General features: G+C 67.9%; 17 protein-coding genes. 13 read left to right on the plus strand and 4 right to left on the minus strand.

The features are described from left to right. The first annotated feature begins 45 nt into the window (after positions 1 to 45). Entirely contained in the window at positions 46 to 519 is a 474-nt protein-coding gene (gene nudB, locus QTN24_RS13450; protein ID WP_124682462.1) for a dihydroneopterin triphosphate diphosphatase, read from the plus strand. Then, positions 516 to 1,271, plus strand: a complete 756-nt coding sequence (locus QTN24_RS13455; RefSeq protein WP_313837682.1) for an endonuclease/exonuclease/phosphatase family protein — start codon at positions 516 to 518, stop codon at positions 1,269 to 1,271. The genes nudB and QTN24_RS13455 overlap by 4 nt, the downstream gene beginning before the upstream one ends. 13 nt (positions 1,272 to 1,284) lie before the next feature. Here the strand turns inward: QTN24_RS13455 and mobB are convergent, their stop codons facing one another. Next, entirely contained in the window at positions 1,285 to 1,797 is a 513-nt protein-coding gene (gene mobB, locus QTN24_RS13460; RefSeq protein ID WP_313837683.1) for a molybdopterin-guanine dinucleotide biosynthesis protein B, read from the minus strand. A gap of 93 nt (positions 1,798 to 1,890) precedes the next feature. Here mobB and clsB point away from each other — a divergent pair, with 93 nt between their 5' ends. The 7 genes from clsB (at position 1,891) to QTN24_RS13495 (ending at position 11,700) form a co-directional block, all read left to right on the plus strand. Then, positions 1,891 to 3,231 carry a cardiolipin synthase ClsB gene (gene clsB, locus QTN24_RS13465; protein WP_409559021.1) on the plus strand — a complete coding sequence of 447 codons (1,341 nt, stop codon included), beginning with the start codon at positions 1,891 to 1,893 and terminating at the stop codon, positions 3,229 to 3,231. 353 nt (positions 3,232 to 3,584) lie between these two features. Then, the gene (locus tag QTN24_RS13470; protein ID WP_026035162.1) at positions 3,585 to 4,175 is read left to right on the plus strand and encodes a TetR/AcrR family transcriptional regulator; all 591 of its coding nucleotides are present in this window, start codon (positions 3,585 to 3,587) and stop codon (positions 4,173 to 4,175) included. An 88-nt stretch (positions 4,176 to 4,263) separates the two neighbouring features. After that, on the plus strand, positions 4,264 to 6,051 hold the full coding sequence (locus QTN24_RS13475) for an acyl-CoA dehydrogenase C-terminal domain-containing protein (RefSeq protein WP_313837685.1): 1,788 nt from the start codon (positions 4,264 to 4,266) through the stop codon (positions 6,049 to 6,051). Positions 6,052 to 6,161: 110 nt separating this feature from the next. Further along, on the plus strand, positions 6,162 to 8,588 hold the full coding sequence (locus QTN24_RS13480) for a 3-hydroxyacyl-CoA dehydrogenase/enoyl-CoA hydratase family protein (protein ID WP_313837687.1): 2,427 nt from the start codon (positions 6,162 to 6,164) through the stop codon (positions 8,586 to 8,588). A 20-nt stretch (positions 8,589 to 8,608) separates the two neighbouring features. Beyond that, positions 8,609 to 9,808: an acetyl-CoA C-acyltransferase gene (locus QTN24_RS13485; protein WP_313837762.1), complete on the plus strand. Its 1,200-nt coding sequence runs from the start codon at positions 8,609 to 8,611 to the stop codon at positions 9,806 to 9,808. Between the two features lie 126 nt (positions 9,809 to 9,934). Further along, entirely contained in the window at positions 9,935 to 10,891 is a 957-nt protein-coding gene (locus QTN24_RS13490) for a DegV family protein (protein ID WP_313837689.1), read from the plus strand. A gap of 32 nt (positions 10,892 to 10,923) precedes the next feature. Continuing rightward, positions 10,924 to 11,700: an enoyl-CoA hydratase gene (locus QTN24_RS13495; RefSeq protein WP_124682455.1), complete on the plus strand. Its 777-nt coding sequence runs from the start codon at positions 10,924 to 10,926 to the stop codon at positions 11,698 to 11,700. A 113-nt stretch (positions 11,701 to 11,813) separates the two neighbouring features. On the opposite strand, the gene QTN24_RS13500 is transcribed toward QTN24_RS13495, so the two are convergent. After that, positions 11,814 to 12,218, minus strand: a complete 405-nt coding sequence (locus QTN24_RS13500; RefSeq protein ID WP_124682454.1) for an acyl-CoA thioesterase — start codon at positions 12,216 to 12,218, stop codon at positions 11,814 to 11,816. Positions 12,219 to 12,330: 112 nt separating this feature from the next. On the opposite strand from QTN24_RS13500, the gene QTN24_RS13505 reads away from it, so the two are divergent. From QTN24_RS13505 to QTN24_RS13520, 4 genes are all read left to right on the plus strand, one after another. Continuing rightward, positions 12,331 to 14,226, plus strand: coding sequence for an ABC transporter ATP-binding protein/permease (locus QTN24_RS13505; RefSeq protein WP_313837693.1), 1,896 nt, complete (start codon positions 12,331 to 12,333; stop codon positions 14,224 to 14,226). A gap of 172 nt (positions 14,227 to 14,398) precedes the next feature. Further along, positions 14,399 to 15,457, plus strand: coding sequence for an ABC transporter substrate-binding protein (locus tag QTN24_RS13510; protein WP_313837695.1), 1,059 nt, complete (start codon positions 14,399 to 14,401; stop codon positions 15,455 to 15,457). Next, on the plus strand, positions 15,454 to 16,305 hold the full coding sequence (locus QTN24_RS13515; RefSeq protein ID WP_124682451.1) for an ABC transporter ATP-binding protein: 852 nt from the start codon (positions 15,454 to 15,456) through the stop codon (positions 16,303 to 16,305). Before QTN24_RS13510 ends, QTN24_RS13515 begins: the two co-directional genes overlap by 4 nt. After that, entirely contained in the window at positions 16,302 to 17,081 is a 780-nt protein-coding gene (locus QTN24_RS13520) for an ABC transporter permease (protein WP_409559022.1), read from the plus strand. Before QTN24_RS13515 ends, QTN24_RS13520 begins: the two co-directional genes overlap by 4 nt. A gap of 17 nt (positions 17,082 to 17,098) precedes the next feature. Here the strand turns inward: QTN24_RS13520 and QTN24_RS13525 are convergent, their stop codons facing one another. Both QTN24_RS13525 and QTN24_RS13530 read right to left on the minus strand, forming a co-directional pair. Beyond that, a complete protein-coding gene (locus tag QTN24_RS13525; protein ID WP_313837701.1) occupies positions 17,099 to 17,557 on the minus strand; it encodes an Lrp/AsnC family transcriptional regulator in 459 nt (152 codons plus the stop codon). A gap of 54 nt (positions 17,558 to 17,611) precedes the next feature. Next, a complete protein-coding gene (locus tag QTN24_RS13530) occupies positions 17,612 to 18,181 on the minus strand; it encodes a cysteine dioxygenase family protein (protein ID WP_124682448.1) in 570 nt (189 codons plus the stop codon). Positions 18,182 to 18,297: the final 116 nt, after the last annotated feature.

An 18,297-nucleotide genomic window follows, 5' to 3' on the forward strand; every position in this document is an offset into this window, starting at 1 on the left:
CCGCGCGGCTGCGCTATGCTTGGGTTCTGTCGCCTTCACCGCCCCATGCGCTACAAGATTCCCGAATCGGTACTGGTCGTGATTCACACGCCAGACCTGCAAGTCCTGTTGATCGAGCGAGCCGACCGGCCGGGCTTCTGGCAATCGGTCACCGGCAGCCTCGATGCCGAAGACGAGCCGCTGGCGGCCACCGCCGCCCGCGAGGTGGCCGAGGAAACCGGCATCGTCGCCAGCCAGCACCAGTTGACCGACTGGCAGCACACGATCGACTACGAGATCTACCCGCAGTGGCGCCACCGCTATGCGCCCGGCATCACGCGCAATACCGAGCACTGGTTCGGCCTGTGCGTGCCCGAGCCGCTGCCCGTGACGCTGGCGCCGCGCGAGCACCTGCAGTACGCGTGGCTGCCCTGGCAGGACGCCGCGGCGCGTTGCTTTTCGCGCAGCAACGCCGAGGCGGTACGCCAGCTGGCGTGGCGCGCGGCGGCCCGGGAGGATGCCGGGGAGGTGGCACGATGAAGCTGCGCGTCGTCACCTACAACATCCACAAGGGGGTGAAGGGGTTCAGCGGCAAGCCGCGCATCCAGAGCGTGCGCACCGGGCTGCAGGCGATGGACGCCGACATCGTGTTCCTGCAGGAAGTGCAGGACCGCAACGACCGTCTGGTCGCCGCCGAGCTGTTCGACCCGGACCATACCCAGCTCAACTACCTGGCCACGGACGCCTATCCGCACTCGGTCTACGGCCGCAACGCGGTGTACGAGCACGGCCACCATGGCAACGCGATCCTGTCGCGCCATCCGATCCTGATGTCCGAGAACCTGGATATTTCCGATCACCGTTTCGAGCAGCGCGGGCTGCTGCACGCGGTGGCGGACATCCACGGCGTGGAGGCGCACCTGATCTGCGTGCACTTCGGGCTGTTCGCGCGCAGCCGCGTGCGGCAGGCCACGGCGCTGGTGGAGCGCGTGCGCTCGGTGGTGCCCGACGGCGCGCCGCTGGTCATCGCCGGGGATTTCAACGACTGGAACCACAAGCTCGACAGCAAGATCTGCAACACGCTCAATGCGGTGGAATCGGCCCATGCCAAGAACGGCCGGATTCATACCTTTCCGAGCCACATGCCGTGGTGGCAGCTCGATCGCATCTACGTGCGCGGCTTCGACATCGAGCGGACGCAGGCGCTGACGGGCCGCGAATGGGCGGAGCGCTCGGACCACGTGCCGCTGATGGCCGAACTGGCCCACCGCGTGGCGATTCCCGAGGCTTGACCGGGCCTGGGCGTCAGGCCGACGCCAGGTAGTCGCGGATCCAGCCGTAGATGGCGTCGACGTCGGCCAGGTCGATGACCGGCAGCGCGGTGTTGGTGGCCACTTCGTCCACGGCGTCCGTGGCGACGGCGACGATGCCCGGCACCTCGGTCCAGAGCGGCGGCTTGCCGTGGGCGGGCCGGTAGATCTCCAGCTTCGGGAAATCGCTCCACTTGTAGCCTTCGACCATGACGAGGTCGGTGTCGCGCGGCAGCACGGCCAGCGCCTCGCCAATCTCGGGCGACGGCTTGTCCTCGGGGTAGTGGCGCATCAGCGTCAGGTGCCGCGCGCCGACCAGCACCACGTTTTCGCACCCGCCCTGGCGCATCCGCCAGGAATCCTTGCCCGGCGTGTCGGGGTCGAAGCCGTGGTGCGTGTGCTTAATGCCGGCCACGCGCAGGCCGTCGGCCACGAAGCGGGGGATCAACTGGTCCAGCAGCGTCGTCTTGCCGCTGCCAGAGGAACCGGCAATGCCGAATACCTTCACAATGCTTTCCCTGTTGGGCGTCAGAATGCCCTGACAATAGCAGAGTTGGTCCGGGCGATGTGCAGGAGCCGCCCGTTGGCCGATAATCGAGCCATGTCAGGGATCTACGACCGCAACACACCGCCAGACCCCCAGCCGCCGGCCACCGCGCCCAAGGCGGGGATGCCCGCATCGGTGACGGACCTGGGCACCGCCGGCGCCCGTACCCGGGCCCGCGTGCTGCACTGGATGCGCCGCCGCGGCAGCCCGGTGCCGGGCAACCATGTCGACTTGCTCTGCAACGGCCAGGCGTTTTTTCCGGCGCTGATCGAGGCCATCGACGCGGCGCGGGTGCACGTCGTGGTGGAGACCTATATCTATGCCGACGACGCCGTCGGCGCCCGCGTCGGCGATGCGCTGATCGCGGCGGCGCAGCGCGGCGTGGACGTCCGGCTGGTGGTGGACGGCTTTGGCGCCGGCGACCTGCCGGCCGCGCTGCAGGCGCGGCTGCGCGACGGCGGCGTGGTGCTGGAGATCTACCGCCCGCTGCGCGGCTTCAAGTTCGCGCGCCGCCATCTGCGGCGGCTGCACCGCAAGATCGCCGTGATCGACGGCAAGGTCGCCTTTGTCGGCGGCATCAACATCATCGACGACCACAACCACGGCCCGGTGGATCTTCCCGAGATCGGCCCGCGCTTCGACTTTGCGGTGCGCGTGCGGGGTCCGCTGGTGGCGCAGATTGCGCTGGCGTCGGCGCGGCTCTGGTTCCGCATCGCACAACGCCGGGGCCTGCGCGAGACTGCCAGTGCCTTTGCCGAAGTGGAAACGCTGACGCGCGGCGCGCGCCAGGCGCGGTCCGACGTGCAGCCGGGCGGGGTGCCGGCCAGCCTGCTGCTGCGCGACAACCTGCGCAACCGTCGCACCATCGAACGCGAATACCTGTACGCGCTGGGCGCCGCGCGGCACGACGTGATCCTGGCCAACGCCTACTTCCTGCCCGGCCACAAGATGCGCCGAGCGCTGCTGGCCTGCCGCGAGCGCGGCGTGCGCGTGCGGCTGCTGCTGCAGGGCATGGTCGAATACCGGCTGCAGCATTACGCCACCCACGCGCTGTACGCGCGGCTGCTGGAGGCCGGCGTCGAGATCTACGAGTACGAGGAAAGCTTCCTGCACGCCAAGGTGGCGGTGGTGGACGACATCTGGGCGACCGTGGGATCGAGCAACATGGACCCGTTCAGCCTGCTGCTGGCCCGCGAGGCCAACGTGGCCGTCTACGACCCCGCCTTTGCCGGCACGCTGCGCACGCGGCTGGAGGCGGCAATGGCCCAGCGCAGCGCGCGGGTCATGCCCGAAGCCCACGCCGGACTGCCGCGTTTGCGGCGATTTGCCAATTGGGCGGCCTACTACGTGTTGCGTCTCGGCGTCGTCATCGCGGGTGTGACGGGGCGCTACTGAGGCGCCTCACGGTACCATGTTGCCCTGCCGCAGCACGGCCAAGGCGCCCCCGCGTCACCCGCCGGATCGGCGCGCTTTTCAGCCTTTGCTGCATTGCGCTGCGGCGCGCCGGGTGTTTAGAAACTCCGGTCTAATTAAAAACTTGATGCCAGTCGGCCTCGCCAGAATAATCTGAACGACCGTTCTTTTTTGGCTTAGACTTCGTGCATTTACGATGGCAATCTCGCTGTCGACAGTGCCTGCCGAACGCAGTGTCAGGCCAGGAACAGCAGCCTTCGGGGTGCTGCAGAGAACGGAGAGAAACCATGCGACACCAGTCAGTTCGTCTTGAATCCGCCGCCGCGCCCGCGCCCTTGCGCAAGGGCGAGATGACGCGCGTGGCGATTCTCGATGCCGCACTGGAACTGTCGTCCCGCGACGGGCTGGAAGGGCTGACCATCGGCCTGCTCGCGGAACGCATGCAGATGAGCAAGAGCGGCGTGTTCGCGCATTTCGGTTCGCGCGAGGACCTGCAGGTGGAAGTGGTGCGCGAGTATCACCGGCGGTTCGAGCAGGAGGTGTTCTACCCCTCGCTGCAGGAACCGCGCGGGCTGCCTCGCCTGTGGTCGATGGTGCGGCGCTGGATGGAAAAGCGCATCCAGGAAGTGACCACGGGTTGCATCTACATCAGCGGGGCCGTCGAGTACGACGATCGCGCGGAAAGCCCGGTACGTGACGAACTGGTCAAGAGCGTCACGATCTGGCGGGCCGCGCTGATGCGTGCGATCGACCAGGCCCGGGAAGAGGGGCACCTGCGCGCGGACTGCGATCCGCGCCTGATGCTGTTCGAGATGTACAGCCTTGAACTAGGCTTGCATCACGACGCCCGCTTTCTGCGCCTGCCGGACAGTGCCGAGCTTGCCATGGTCGCCCTCAACAAGCTGATTCAGTCTTACCGTACCTGAGCCGCCCCCGGCAACGGTCGCACGCGCCCCCCGCGGGGGCGTGCGGCATGCGTGTGTGGCGGCATTGAAAACCTCCAAGGAGTCTTTGATGGGCCAGTACACCGCACCGTTGCGCGACATGCAGTTCGTGCTCCATGAACTGCTCGGCGCAGAAGCCGAACTCAAGGCGATGCCCAAGCACGCGGACATCGACGCGGACACCATCAACCAGGTTATCGAGGAAGCCGGCAAGTTCTGCGCGGACGTGGTGTTCCCGCTGAACCAGCCCGGCGACCGCGAAGGCTGCACCTACGTGGGCGACGGCGTGGTGCGCGCGCCCAAGGGCTTCAAGGAAGCCTACCAGCAGTACGTCGAGGCCGGCTGGCCCGCCCTGGCGTGCGATCCCGAATTCGGGGGCCAGGGCCTGCCGATCGTCGTCAACAACGCGCTGTACGAGATGCTGAACTCGGCCGGCCAGGCGTGGACGATGTACCCGGGCCTGTCCCACGGCGCGTACGAGGCGCTGCACGCACACGGCACGCCGGAACTGAAGCAGGCCTACCTGCCGAAGCTGGTGTCGGGCGTGTGGACCGGCACGATGTGCCTGACCGAGCCGCACTGCGGCACCGACCTGGGCATCCTGCGCACGAAGGCCGAGCCGCAGGCCGATGGCTCGTACGCCATCACGGGCACCAAGATCTTCATCTCGGCCGGCGAGCACGACCTGGCCGAGAACATCATCCACCTGGTGCTGGCGCGCCTGCCGGACGCACCGCAGGGCACCAAGGGCATCTCGCTGTTCGTGGTGCCGAAGTTCATCCCCGACGCCAGCGGCAACCCGGGCGAGCGCAACGGCATCAAGTGCGGCTCGATCGAGCACAAGATGGGCATCCACGGCAACGCCACCTGCGTGATGAACCTGGACGGCGCGCGCGGCTGGCTGGTGGGCGAGGCCAACAAGGGCCTGAACGCCATGTTCGTGATGATGAACGCCGCCCGCCTGGGCGTGGGCGCGCAGGGCCTGGGCCTGACCGAAGTGGCCTACCAGAACTCGCTGGCCTACGCCAAGGACCGCCTGCAGATGCGCGCGCTGACCGGCCCGAAGGCGCCGGACAAGGCCGCCGACCCGATCATCGTCCATCCGGACGTGCGCCGCATGCTGCTGACGCAGAAGGCGTACGCCGAGGGCGGCCGCGCGTTCAGCTACTGGACGGCGCTGCAGATCGACCGCGAGCTGTCGCACCCGGACGAAACCGTGCGCAAGGAAGCCGCCGACCTGGTGGCGCTGCTGACGCCGGTGATCAAGGCGTTCCTGACCGACAATGCGTTCACCTCGACCAACGAGGGCATGCAGGTGTTCGGCGGCCACGGCTACATCTCCGAGTGGGGCATGGAGCAGTACGTGCGCGACGCCCGCATCAACATGATCTACGAAGGCACCAACACCATCCAGTCGCTGGACCTGCTGGGCCGCAAGATCCTGGGCGACATGGGCGCCAAGCTCAAGGCGTTCGGCAAGATCGTGCAGCAGTTCGTGGAGGAAGAGGGCACGAACGAGGCGATGCAGGAGTTCGTGAACCCGCTGGCCGACATTGGCGACAAGGTCCAGAAGCTGACGATGGAAATCGGCATGAAGGCGATGGGCAACCCCGACGAAGTGGGCGCGGCCGCCGTGCCGTACCTGCGCGTGGTGGGCCACCTGGTCTTCTCGTACTTCTGGGCCCGCATGGCCAAGATCGCGCTGGAAAAGCAGGACAGCGGCGACAAGTTCTACGTGAGCAAGCTGGCCACGGCTCGCTTCTACTTCGCCAAGCTGCTGCCCGAGACCGCCGCCGAAATCCGCAAGGCCCGCGCCGGCTCGGCCACGCTGATGGCGCTGGACGCGGATTTGTTCTGATTGTCCTGACCCGCTGAGGGTTTGCTCCCCTCTCCCGTCTCACGGGAGAGGGGAGTCAGACTTCGGCAGACCTATCTTCTCCACAAACGCTCACGACTCTAGGAGCGCGCATGTCCAATTTCATCGTCAAGCAGGTCGCCGTGCTGGGTGCCGGCGTCATGGGGGCGCAGATTGCCGCCCATCTGGTCAATGCCCGCGTGCCCGTGGTGCTGTACGACCTGCCCGCCAAGGAAGGCCCGAAGAGCGGCATTGCCGCCCGCGCCATCGAGAATCTCAAGAAGCTGTCGCCCGCGCCGCTGGGCATCAAGGAAGAGGCCGGGCTGATCCGCGCCGCCAACTACGAGGACGATATCGCGCTGCTCAAGGACTGCGACGTGGTGATCGAGGCGATCGCCGAGCGCATGGACTGGAAGCACGACCTCTACAAGAAGGTGGCGCCGCACCTGGCGCCGCATGCGATCTTTGCCACGAACACCTCGGGCCTGTCGATCACGTCGCTGTCCGACGGCTTCGACGCCGAGCTCAAGGCGCGTTTCTGCGGCGTGCACTTCTTCAACCCGCCGCGCTACATGCACCTGGTGGAGCTGATCCCGACGGCCGCCACGCAGCCCGAGATCCTGGACCGGCTGGAAGCCTTCCTGACCACCACGCTCGGCAAGGGCGTGGTGCGTGCCAAGGACACGCCCAACTTCATCGCCAACCGCGTCGGCATCTTCTCGATCCTGGCCGTGTTTGCCGAGGCCGAGAAGTTCGGCATCCCGTTCGACGTCGTCGATGACCTGACCGGCACCAAGCTGGGCCGCGCCAAGTCCGCCACGTTCCGCACCGCCGACGTGGTGGGCCTGGACACGATGGCGCACGTGATCAAGACGATGCAGGACGGCCTGGGCGGCGACCCGTTTGCGCCGGTCTACCAGACGCCGGCCGTGCTCAAGGGGCTGGTCGATGCCGGCGCGCTGGGCCAGAAGACCGGCGCCGGCTTCTACAAGAAGGAAGGCAAGGCCATCAAGGTGCTGGACGCCAAGACGGGCCAGTACGTCGACGCGGGCAAGAAGGCCGACGAGATCGTCGTGCGCATGCTGAAGAAGGACCCGGCAGAGCGCATCAGGCTGCTGCGCGAATCGACCAACCCGCAGGCGCAGTTCCTGTGGAGCGTGTTCCGCGACGTGTTCCAGTACATCGCGGTCTACCTGGAGCAGATCGCTGGTTCGGCGGCCGACGTGGACCTGGCGATCCGCTGGGGCTTTGGCTGGAACTCGGGTCCGTTCGAGGACTGGCAGGCCGCCGGCTGGACGCAGGTGGCGCAGTGGGTCAAGGAAGACATCGACGCCGGCAAGGCGCTGGCCAACGTGCCGCTGCCCGCCTGGGTGTTCGACGGCGCGGTGCCCGGCAACGGTGGCGTGCACGGCGCGCAGGGCTCGTGGTCGCCGTCGACGAACAGCTTCGTCAAGCGTGCCGCGCTGCCCGTGTATGAGCGCCAGGTGTTCCGCGCCGCGCTCAAGGGCACCGACGCCGCCGACCCGCGCAAGGCCGGCAAGACCATCGAGGAGAACGACGGCGCCCGCATCTGGACCAGCGATGGCGCCGATGACGTGCTGATCATCTCGTTCAAGAGCAAGATGAACACGCTCGGGCCGGACGTGCTCGACACGGTGGTGCGCGCCGTGGAACTGGCCGAAGCCGGCTACAAGGGCCTGGTCGTCTGGCAGCCGACGTCGCTGCAACTGGGCGCGCCGGGCGGCCCGTTTTCGGCCGGGGCCAACCTGGAGGCGGCGATGCCGGCCTTCATGATGGGCGGCGCCAAGGGCATCGAGCCGTTCGTCAAGAAGTTCCAGGACACGATGATGCGCGTGAAGTACGCGGCGGTGCCGGTGGTGCCGGCCGTGTCCGGCATCGCGCTGGGCGGTGGCTGCGAGCTGATGCTGCAGTCGGCCAGGCGCGTGGTGGCGCTGGAAAGCTACGTCGGCCTGGTCGAAGTGGGCGTGGGCCTGGTGCCGGCCGGCGGCGGCCTCAAGGAGGCGGCCATTGCGGCGGCCCGTGCGGCCCAGGCCGCGGGCAGCACCAACTACCTGAATTTCCTGACCAACCGCTTCCAGGCGGCGGCGATGGCCAAGGTGTCGACGTCGGCGCTGGACGCGCAGAAGATCGGCTACGTGCAGCCGACCGACACCATCGTCTACAACGTCCACGAACTGCTGTACGTGGCGCAGAGCGAAGTGCGCGCGCTGGCCAACGCCGGCTACCGTGCGCCGCTGCCGGGCCAGTTGATCCCGGTGGCCGGCCGCTCGGGCATCGCCACGATCCAGGCGTCGCTCGTGAACATGCGCGACGGCAACTTCATCTCGGCGCACGACTTCCTGATCGCGTCGCGCATCGCGGAAGTGGTCTGCGGCGGCGACGTCGAGGCCGGCTCGCTGGTCAGCGAGGAATGGCTGCTGGCGCTGGAACGCAAGGCGTTCATCGACCTGCTCGGCACGGGCAAGACGCAGGAGCGCATCATGGGCATGCTGCAGACGGGCAAGCCGGTGCGCAACTAATCCGCCAACGAGGAACCGACATCATGAAACAACTGCAAGACGCCTACATCGTTGCGGCTACCCGTTCGCCGATCGGCAAGGCGCCCAAGGGCGCGTTCCGGAACACCCGTCCCGACGACCTGCTGGCCACGATCCTGAAGGCCGCCGTGGCCCAGGTGCCGGGCCTGGACCCGGCGCTGATCGAGGACGCCATCGTCGGCTGCGCCATCCCCGAGGCCCAGCAGGGCCTGAACGTGGCGCGCATCGGCGCGCTGCTGGCCGGCCTGCCGAACACGGTGGGCGGCATTACCGTGAACCGCTTTTGCGCGTCGGGCCTGTCGGCCGTGGCGATGGCGGCGGACCGCATCCGCGTGGGTGAGTCGGACGTGATGATCGCAGCCGGCGTGGAATCGATGAGCATGGTGCCGATGATGGGCAACTCGCCGTCGATGTCGCCGTCGATCTTCGCGCGTGACGAGAACGTCGGCATTGCCTACGGCATGGGCCTGACCGCCGAGAAGGTGGCCACGCAGTGGCAGGTCAGCCGCGAGGACCAGGACGCGTTCTCGCTGGCGTCGCACCAGAAGGCCATCGCCGCGCAGCAGGCCGGCGAGTTCCAGAACGAGATCACCCCGATCGAGGTGGTCGAGAAATTCCCGGACCTGGCCACGGGGCAGGTGGGCGTCAAGACGCGCACCGTGGCGCTGGACGAAGGCCCGCGCCCGGACACGTCGGTCGAAGGGCTGGCCAAGCTGCGCGCGGTGTTTGCCAACAAGGGCAGCGTGACGGCCGGCAACAGCTCGCAGACGTCGGACGGCGCCGGCGCGCTGATCCTGGTCTCGGAGAAGATCCTCAAGCAGTTCAACCTCGTGCCGCTGGCCCGCTTCGTGTCGTTCGCGGTACGCGGCGTGCCGCCCGAGATCATGGGGATTGGCCCGAAGGCGGCCATTCCGGCCGCGCTGAAGGCGGCCGGCCTGACGCAGGACCAGATCGACTGGATCGAGCTGAACGAGGCATTCGCCGCGCAGTCGCTGGCGGTGATGCGCGACCTGGAGCTGGACCCGGGCAAGGTGAACCGCATGGGCGGCGCGATTGCGCTGGGCCATCCGCTGGGCGCCACGGGCGCGATCCGCTCGGCCACGGTGGTGCACGCGCTGCGTCGCCACAATCTCAAGTACGGCATGGTGACCATGTGCGTGGGCACGGGCATGGGCGCCGCCGGCATCTTCGAGCGCGTATAAGCATCGACCAAACGCGCCGCACAGGGACAGCCCGGCGAGGCTGTCCCAACCTTCGATCAGATGAGGAAATGTATGGACACGGAGATGCCAACACGTTGACGCACTGATACGGAGGAGAACAACAACATGCAGGAGACAGCCATTCTGGCCGACGCGGCGTGCGACATGCCGCGCACGATGATGGACGCACTGGGCGTGCGCACCATCCCGTTCCGCATTCGCGCCGGCGACCGCTTCGTGGTCGACACCCGCGACGAAGCGGCGCTGCCCGAGCTCTACCAGCAGTACCTGGTGGGCAAGCAGGACCACTACGCCGAATCGATCCCGCTGCTTGAACGCGAGCTGGAAGACCACCTGCTCAGGCACGTGGTGGCCGGCTGCGACCGCGCCATCCTGCTGACGATTGCCAGCAGCCGCAGCAAGCTCTACGCCAATGCCACGGGCGCCGTGGTGGGCACGGTGGCGCGCAGTTTCAAGCTGCGCAAGGACGCCGGGCGCAGCGGGCTGTTCGACCTGACCGTGATCGACACGGGCGCCATCGGGCCGGGCCAGGCGCTGATCGTGCGCGAGGCCGCGCGCATGCTGGCTGACGGCGCCAGCGCGGCGCAGGTGGTGGATGCCGTGGAGCATCGCCTGCGCGATGCCGCGCACATGTTCCTGATTCCGGACGAACTGCTGTACATGTACACGCGCGCGAAGCACAAGGGCGAGAACAGCATCACGTGGGGCCGCTACATGCTGGGCAGCGCGTTCAATATCCGGCCGGTCATCCGCATGCACCAGGGCGAGACCGAGGCCATCGCCAAGGTGCGCGGCACCGACGAGGGCATCCGCCGCCTGCTGGGCCATGCGGAAGCGTGCATCCGGGCCCGCTGCCTGCTGACCCCGGCCGTGGCCGCGGCCTACGCGGGCGACCCGGACGACGTGGCGGCCTGGCCCGCGTGGCAGTCGCTGGCCGATACGGCGCGCCGCTACGACGTGCAGCTCATGCTGGCGCCGATGAGCCTGACCGTCGCGCTGAACGTGGGCGCGGGCGCGTTCGGCCTGAGTTATCTTTCCGAAGTGCCGCCACCGTTCGTGTGAGCGGCGACCATTACGACCGAGACGAGGAAGACATGAGCATTGCTACCCGCATCGACCAGGGCGTCCTGACCATTGGTTTCGATCGCATCGACAAGAAGAACGCCATCACCGCCGCCATGTACCAGACCATGGCCGATGCGCTGCGCGCCGCCGAGACCGACAACGCCGTGCGCGTGATCGTGATCGAGGGCAAGCCCGAGATCTTCACGGCCGGCAACGACCTGGAAGACTTCATGAAGCGCCCGCCCACGCAGGGCAGCGACGGCGCCGAGCCGCCGGTGTTCCAGTTCCTGCACGCGATCAGCCACGCCAGCAAGCCCGTGGTGGCATCGGTCAGCGGGGCGGCCGTGGGCATCGGCACCACGCTGCTGCTGCACTGCGACCTGGTCTACGCGTCGGACACCGCCAGGCTGTCGCTGCCGTTCGCGCAGCTGGGCCTGTGCCCGGAAGCGGCGTCCAGCCTGCTGCTGCCGCGCCTGGTGGGCTACCAGCGTGCGGCGGAAAAGCTGCTGCTCGGCGAGGCGTTCAGCGCGCAGGAGGCATTCTCGATCGGGCTGGTGACGAAGGTGCTGCCCCTGGCCGAGCTGCCCGATTTCGTGCGCCAGCAGGCCGCCAAGCTGGCGGCGCTGCCCGCATCGTCGCTGCGCGAGACCAAGCGGCTGATGAAGGGGGGCGATGTGGCGGCCGTGGAGAAGAAAATGGCCGAGGAGGGCGAGGTCTTCCGCCGCATGCTGGTGGCACCCGAAGCCAAGGAGGCTTTCACGGCGTTCTTCGAAAAGCGCAAGCCGGATTTCTCGAAGTTCGATTGAGCAGGGCGCCGGCGGCCAATCGACGACCTGTCGTGTCAGAACCGCCCGGCCCTCGCCCCTGACCCCTCTTCAGCCATGCGGAAGAGGGAACCCAGAGCAACGAAGGACGCCGGTCAAGCCGTCGGCAACACCCTCGGCATCCGGCTTTCATCCGTCGCCACGTACGTCAGCGTGGCTTCCGTGACCTTGACGATCTCGTGGCTGTGGCGCATGCGTTGCGCGTAGACCTCCACGGAGACCGTGATCGAGGTGCGGCCCGTCTTGACGATATCCGCGTAGAAGCTGACCAGGTCGCCCACGAACACGGGGTGCTTGAACAGGAACGAATTCACCGCCACCGTGGCCACGCGGCCCTGGGCGCGTTCCACGGCCGGGATGGAGCCGGCGATGTCGACCTGCGCCATGATCCAGCCGCCGAACACGTCGCCGTGGACGTTGGCGTCGGCGGGCATCGGCACCACTCGCAGGGCGGGGTTCTTGCCGGGCGGCAGTTCGGAGAGGGGGGCGGATGTGGACATGTCGGGGACCGAGGAGAGCGGGAAATACGGGGCGTTCATGGGCGGTGGGGCAGTGGCCTGCCGGACGTGGCGATCTCTGCGACAATCGCGGCATTGGCACGAATTCTACCGTATGCGCCGCTATTCCACGACCGCCGAGCCCGCCCCCGCCGAGCCGGCCAATCCCCTGTTCCAGGGCGCTGGCGCCCCGCGCAGCGACTGGCAGACCGTCCGCAACCTGCTGCCCTACGTCTGGCACTACAAGTGGCGCGTGATGCTGGCGCTGGCCTGCCTGGTGGCCGCCAAGGTGGCCAACCTGGGCGTGCCAGTGCTGATGAAGAAGCTGGTCGACAGCATGGACCTCAAGGCCGGCGACGCCACCGCGCTGCTGGTGGTGCCCGTGGGCCTGATCGTCGCCTACGGGCTGCTGCGGCTGTCTGGGTCGCTCTTTACCGAGTTGCGCGAGATCCTCTTTTCGAAGGTGACGCAGAGCGCCGTGCGCGAGATCGCGCTGCAGGTGTTCCGCCATCTGCACGCGCTGTCGCTGCGCTTTCACCTGGAGCGGCAGACCGGCGGCATGAGCCGCGACATCGAGCGCGGCACGCGCGGCATCCAGTCGCTGATTTCGTACTCGCTGTACAGCATCCTGCCCACGCTGGTGGAAATGTCGCTGGTCATCGGCTTCTTTTTCCTGCACTACGACATCTGGTTCGCGGCCATCACGCTGTGCGCGCTGGTGGGCTACATCGTCTTCACGATCGTCGTGACCGAGTGGCGCACGCATTTCCGGCGCCGGATGAACGAGCTGGATTCGCGCGCCAACCAGAAGGCCATCGACTCGCTGCTGAACTTCGAGACCGTCAAGTACTTCGGCAACGAGGAGTACGAGGCGCGGCGCTATGACGAGAACCTGCGCACGTACCGCGCGGCGGCAATCCGCTCGCAGAACTCGCTGTCGTTCCTGAACTTCGGCCAGCAGGCCATCATCGCCACGGGGCTGATCCTGATCCTCTGGCGCGCCACGGTGGGCGTGGCGGCCGGCAAGCTCACGCTGGGCGACCTGGTGCTGGTCAACACGCTGATGATCCAGCTCTACATCCCGCTGAACTTCCTGGGCGTGATCTACCGCGAGATCAAGCAGTCCACGACCGACATGGACCGGATGTTCGTGCTGCTGGGCACCAACCAGGAGGTGGCGGATGCCCCCGACGCGCCGCCGCTGCGCGTCAACGGCGCGGCGGTCCGCTTCCGGCATGTCGGGTTCGGGTACGAACCCAACCGGGTGATCCTGCACGACGTGGACTTCACGATCGCCGCCGGCACCACCACGGCCGTGGTCGGCCACAGCGGCTCGGGCAAGTCGACGCTCGCCCGGCTGCTGTTCCGCTTCTACGACGTGTCGCAGGGCGCGATCGAGGTGGACGGGCAGGACATCCGCGCGGTGCGCCAGTCCACGCTGCGTGCGTCGATCGGCATCGTGCCGCAGGACACCGTGCTGTTCAACGACAGCATCTACTACAACATCGCCTACGGGCGGCCCGAGGCCACGCGCGAGGAAGTGATCGCCGCCGCGCGGGCCGCGCAGATCGACCACTTCATCAGCGAACTGCCGCAGGGGTACGACACGCCGGTGGGCGAGCGCGGGCTGAAACTGTCGGGCGGCGAGAAGCAGCGCGTGGCCATCGCCCGGACGCTGCTCAAGAACCCGCCGATCCTGGTGTTCGACGAAGCCACCTCGGCGCTGGATTCGCGCACCGAGCAGGCCATCCAGGCCGAGCTGATGCGGCTGGCGCAGAACCGCACCACGCTGCTGATCGCGCACCGGCTGTCCACGGTGGTCCATGCCGACCAGATCCTGGTGATGGACCACGGCCGCATCGTCGAGCGCGGCACGCACGCCGAGCTGATGCGCGCCAACGGCCGCTACGCCGAGATGTGGCAGATCCAGGCGCGCAACGCGGCCAAGGGCGTGCCCGACGGCGACGATGCACGCGACATCGAGGTGGGCGACGCGACGCAGGACGCCTGACGATTGTCGACAATGGCGGGCGGCAACACCCGCCAACACCGGCCCGCGCACAATCGTGGGTCGTCAATGCACCGCGGCCACGCCTCGCGCCGGTGCATGACAACCCGGTGAAAGGCTGGCACGCCCCTTGCGGAAAGCCTGCTCCAGAGAGATCAACAACTGGAGAAGGTCCATGCCGCAATCCCCCGTGCGCCGTCATCTGCTGAAGCTGTGCACCGCCCTGGGCACCACGATGGTGCTGTCGACACTCTGCGCGGGCATCGCCCAGGCGCAGGCCGCGACCAAGGTGCGCTTTCAGCTCGACTGGCGCTTCGAAGGGCCGTCCGCCCTGTTCCTGCTGGGCGAGCAGAAGGGCTACTTCAAGGCCGAGAAGCTCGACGTGTCGATCGACGCCGGCAACGGGTCGGGCAACGTGGTCAACCGCGTGGCATCGGGCACGTACGACATGGGCTTTGCCGACCTGGCGTCGGTGATGGAGTTCTACGGCAACAACCCCGACGCGCGCAACAAGCCGGTGGCCGTGATGATGGTCTACAACAACACGCCGGCCGCCATCCTGGCGCTGAAGAAGTCCGGCATCAAGGCGCCCAGGGACCTGACCGGCAAGAAGCTGGGCGCGCCGGTGTTCGACGCCGGCCGCCGCGCGTTCCCGATCTTCGCCAAGGCCAACGGCCTGCAGGCCGCGTCGTTCAACTGGCAGGCGATGGACCCGACGCTGCGCGAGACGATGCTGGCGCGCGGCGACCTTGATGCCATCACCGGCTTCTCGTTCACGTCGATCCTGAACCTGAACGCGCGCGGCGTGAAGGACGAGGACATCGTCGTGCTGCCGTACCCGCAGTACGGCGTGAAGCTCTACGGCAACGCCATCATCGCGTCCGAGCAGTTCCTCAAGGCCCATCCGGAGGCCGTCAAGGCGTTCCTGCGCGCGTTTGCCAAGTCGGCGCGCGACGCCATCGCGCGGCCGGAAGAGGGCATCAAGGCCGTGAAGGCGCGCGACGGCATCATCGACGAGAAGCTGGAGGTGCGCCGGCTGAAGATCGCGCTGGACAGCGTGGTCAAGTCGCCCGATGCAAAGGCCGAAGGGTTTGGCCGCGTCAGCAAGCCGCGCCTGTCGCTGATGGCGTCGCAGGTGGCCGACGCGTTCGGCACCAAGGGCCGCATCGACGCCGATGCCGTGTGGACCGACGCCTACCTGCCGTCGGCCGCCGAACTGGACGTGCTGCGATGATGGCAAGGCAGGCACAGATGCCCGCGGCAGGCGGCGCGGGCACCGACGCCGGCGGCAAGCCGTTCGTCGACTTCAACCGCGTCTGGCTGGCCTACGACGACGACCTGGCGCGCCGGGGCGAATTCGCGGTCGAGGATATCTCGCTGCAGGCGGCGCCGGGCGAGTTCATCGCCATCGTCGGTCCGTCCGGCTGCGGCAAGTCGACCTTCATGAAGCTGGCCACCGGCCTGCGCCCGGCCACGCGCGGCGTGGTGACCATCGACGGTGAGCGCGTGACCGGGCCGCTCAAGCAGGTGGGCATGGCGTTCCAGGCGCCCACGCTGCTGCCGTGGCGCACGACGCTGGCCAACGTGATGCTGCCGCTGGAGATCGTCGAGCCGTACCGGTCGACGATGCGCCGGCGGCGGGCCGAGTACGAGGAACGGGCGCGCGCGCTGCTGAAGACCGTGGGGCTGGCCGGCTACGAGGACAAGTACCCGTGGCAGCTCTCTGGCGGCATGCAGCAGCGGGCGTCGATCTGCCGGGCGCTGATCCACCAGCCGCGCATGCTGCTGCTGGACGAGCCGTTCGGCGCGCTGGACGCCTTCACGCGCGAGGAACTCTGGTGCGTGCTGCGCGACCTCTGGCAGGCGCAGCGCTTCAACGTGATCCTGGTCACGCACGACCTGCGCGAGGCGGTCTTCCTGGCGGACACCGTCTACGTGATGAGCGCCCGGCCGGGCCGCATCCTGCTGCGCAAGGAGATCGACCTGCCGCGCCCGCGCCCGCTGGACATCACCTATACCGAACCCTTTGCCGAACGCGTGCACCTGCTGCGCGAGAAGATCGGCCACGTCAGGCAATCATGATCATGGCAACCATGTCCGCTGCCCAGGCGAAGCGCGTCCAGCGCGTCGCCCCCTGGATTCTTCTTGGCGCCTGCCTGCTGCTGTGGCAGGGCGCCTGCCTGGTGTTCGACGTGTCGGACTTCATCCTGCCGAGCCCGTCGGCCATCGTCGCCTCGCTGGCGGAATACGGCGGCGTGATCGCCGGCCACGCCTGGCGCACGTTCTGGACCACGATGGTCGGCTTCGGCCTGGCCATCGTGGTGGGCGTGGTGCTGGGCATGCTGATGGGGTCGTCGCGGCTGGCCTATGCCGCCACCTATCCGCTGATGACCGCGTTCAACGCGCTGCCCAAGGCGGCGTTCGTGCCGATCCTGGTGGTCTGGTGCGGCCTGGGCGCCGGCCCGGCCATCCTCACCGCGTTCCTGATCTCGTTCTTCCCGATCATGGTGAACATCGCCACCGGGCTGGCCACGCTGGAGCCGGAACTGGAAGACGTGCTGCGGGTGCTGGGTGCGCGGCGGCGCGACGTGCTGCTCAAGGTGGGCCTGCCGCGCGCGATGCCGTTCTTCTTTGCGTCGCTGAAGGTGGCCATCACGCTGGCCTTCGTCGGCACGACGGTGTCGGAGATGAACGCGGCCAACGAGGGCATCGGCTACCTGCTGGCGTCGGCCGGCTCGGCGATGAAGATGCCGCTGGCGTTTGCCGGGCTGGTCGTCATCGCGGTCATGGCGATGGGCATGTACGAGCTGTTCGCCGTGGTGGAAAAGCGCATGACCGGCTGGGCGCACCGCGGCTGACCGGGGTGGCGCCGGGCTCAGGCGTAGTCGAGCGGCAGCGCGGTGGTGTACTTGATCTGCTCCATCGCAAAGCTGGAACTCACGTCGGCCAGCTCGGCGCCCTGGATCAGCTTCTTGTAGACCGCGTCGTAGGCGGCGATGTCGGGCACCACCACGCGCAGCAGGTAGTCGGTATCGCCGGCCATGCGGTAGAACTCGGTGACTTCGGGAATCGAGGCCACGAGGTCGTGGAACGCCTTCAGCCACTTCACGTTGTGCTGGCTGGTGCGGATCGACACGAAGACCGTGACGCCCACGTTCAGCCGGGCGGCGTCCAGCAGCGCCACGCGCTTGCGGATGACGCCGGACGCCTCCAGCTTCTGCACGCGGCGCCAGCACGGCGTGGAAGTCAGCCCCACGCGCTCGCCGATCTCGGCGACGGGCACGGCGGCATCCTCCTGCAGGATGTTCAGGATCTGGCGGTCATAGCGGTCCATGGGCGTCTCGAAGGGGTAGGTCGGCCGGCGCCGGCCGTCCCCGCGCGGCCGGTGCTAGCTGACGATGGTATCCACCAGCAGGTTCACGCCGGTGGCGATGCGGTCCTGCTCCACGCCGTAGATGTGCAGCGACACGGCCACCGTGTCGCCGTCGTTGCCGAGCGCGTGGATATGGCGCAGGCCGGCCGGCACGCTGAACGTGTCGCCCACGGCGCGCGGCACGGCGCCGGTCTGCTCGGCCGTGCGGCTGGCCGGATTCCACCGGTAGTGGCGCTCGGACAGCGTGCCGCGCAGCACGCGGTACGCACACCATGTGCGATGGCCATGCACGGGGCTGTGCTGGCCGGGGCGCCAGACCAGCACCATGATGGAGAACCGCTCGAAGGGGTCGGCGTGCACCAGGTGGCGCGTGTAGTGGTCGGGGCTGCCGTCCAGCGCGCCGGGCGGCAGGGCGGCCAGCAGCGTGTCGATATCGTCCATGCCCGCCGCCACGTGGGCAGCCACCATGCGCGCGCTCTGGGCCAGCGTCGCCTCCATGCCGGCGGCCAGCCGGGCGAACGGGGAGGGCGGGACGGGCGGGAACGGCAGGTCGGACAGGTTGGCCGGGACGGACGTGGCTGGCATGGCGCGCTGATTGTGGGGGGATCGCAATGGCATCCATGTTAAAAGCCCGCTCCGAGCAGAAACCTGCAAGATATGGTGGGAAAGACGGTGGAATGGTAATCCTATTCTCCATTCTG

It is taken from the genome of Cupriavidus sp. SZY C1, assembly GCF_032190535.1.
In the GTDB taxonomy this organism is placed as follows: Bacteria; Pseudomonadota; Gammaproteobacteria; order Burkholderiales; family Burkholderiaceae; genus Cupriavidus; species Cupriavidus pauculus_C.

Excerpts from the sequence above, each read along its gene's own strand:
- QTN24_RS13525 (WP_313837701.1), bottom strand. The coding sequence starts at position 17,557 with ATGGACCGCTATGACCGCCAGATCCTGAACATCCTGCAGGAGGATGCC.
- QTN24_RS13495 (WP_124682455.1), top strand. The coding sequence starts at position 10,924 with ATGAGCATTGCTACCCGCATCGACCAGGGCGTCCTGACCATTGGTTTC.
- QTN24_RS13455 (WP_313837682.1), top strand. The coding sequence starts at position 516 with ATGAAGCTGCGCGTCGTCACCTACAACATCCACAAGGGGGTGAAGGGG.
- QTN24_RS13500 (WP_124682454.1), bottom strand. The coding sequence starts at position 12,218 with ATGTCCACATCCGCCCCCCTCTCCGAACTGCCGCCCGGCAAGAACCCC.
- QTN24_RS13520 (WP_409559022.1), top strand. The coding sequence starts at position 16,302 with ATGATCATGGCAACCATGTCCGCTGCCCAGGCGAAGCGCGTCCAGCGC.
- QTN24_RS13475 (WP_313837685.1), top strand. The coding sequence starts at position 4,264 with ATGGGCCAGTACACCGCACCGTTGCGCGACATGCAGTTCGTGCTCCAT.
- nudB (WP_124682462.1), top strand. The coding sequence starts at position 46 with ATGCGCTACAAGATTCCCGAATCGGTACTGGTCGTGATTCACACGCCA.
- QTN24_RS13480 (WP_313837687.1), top strand. The coding sequence starts at position 6,162 with ATGTCCAATTTCATCGTCAAGCAGGTCGCCGTGCTGGGTGCCGGCGTC.
- QTN24_RS13530 (WP_124682448.1), bottom strand. The coding sequence starts at position 18,181 with ATGCCAGCCACGTCCGTCCCGGCCAACCTGTCCGACCTGCCGTTCCCG.
- QTN24_RS13515 (WP_124682451.1), top strand. The coding sequence starts at position 15,454 with ATGATGGCAAGGCAGGCACAGATGCCCGCGGCAGGCGGCGCGGGCACC.
- clsB (WP_409559021.1), top strand. The coding sequence starts at position 1,891 with ATGTCAGGGATCTACGACCGCAACACACCGCCAGACCCCCAGCCGCCG.
- QTN24_RS13505 (WP_313837693.1), top strand. The coding sequence starts at position 12,331 with ATGCGCCGCTATTCCACGACCGCCGAGCCCGCCCCCGCCGAGCCGGCC.
- QTN24_RS13510 (WP_313837695.1), top strand. The coding sequence starts at position 14,399 with ATGCCGCAATCCCCCGTGCGCCGTCATCTGCTGAAGCTGTGCACCGCC.
- QTN24_RS13490 (WP_313837689.1), top strand. The coding sequence starts at position 9,935 with ATGCAGGAGACAGCCATTCTGGCCGACGCGGCGTGCGACATGCCGCGC.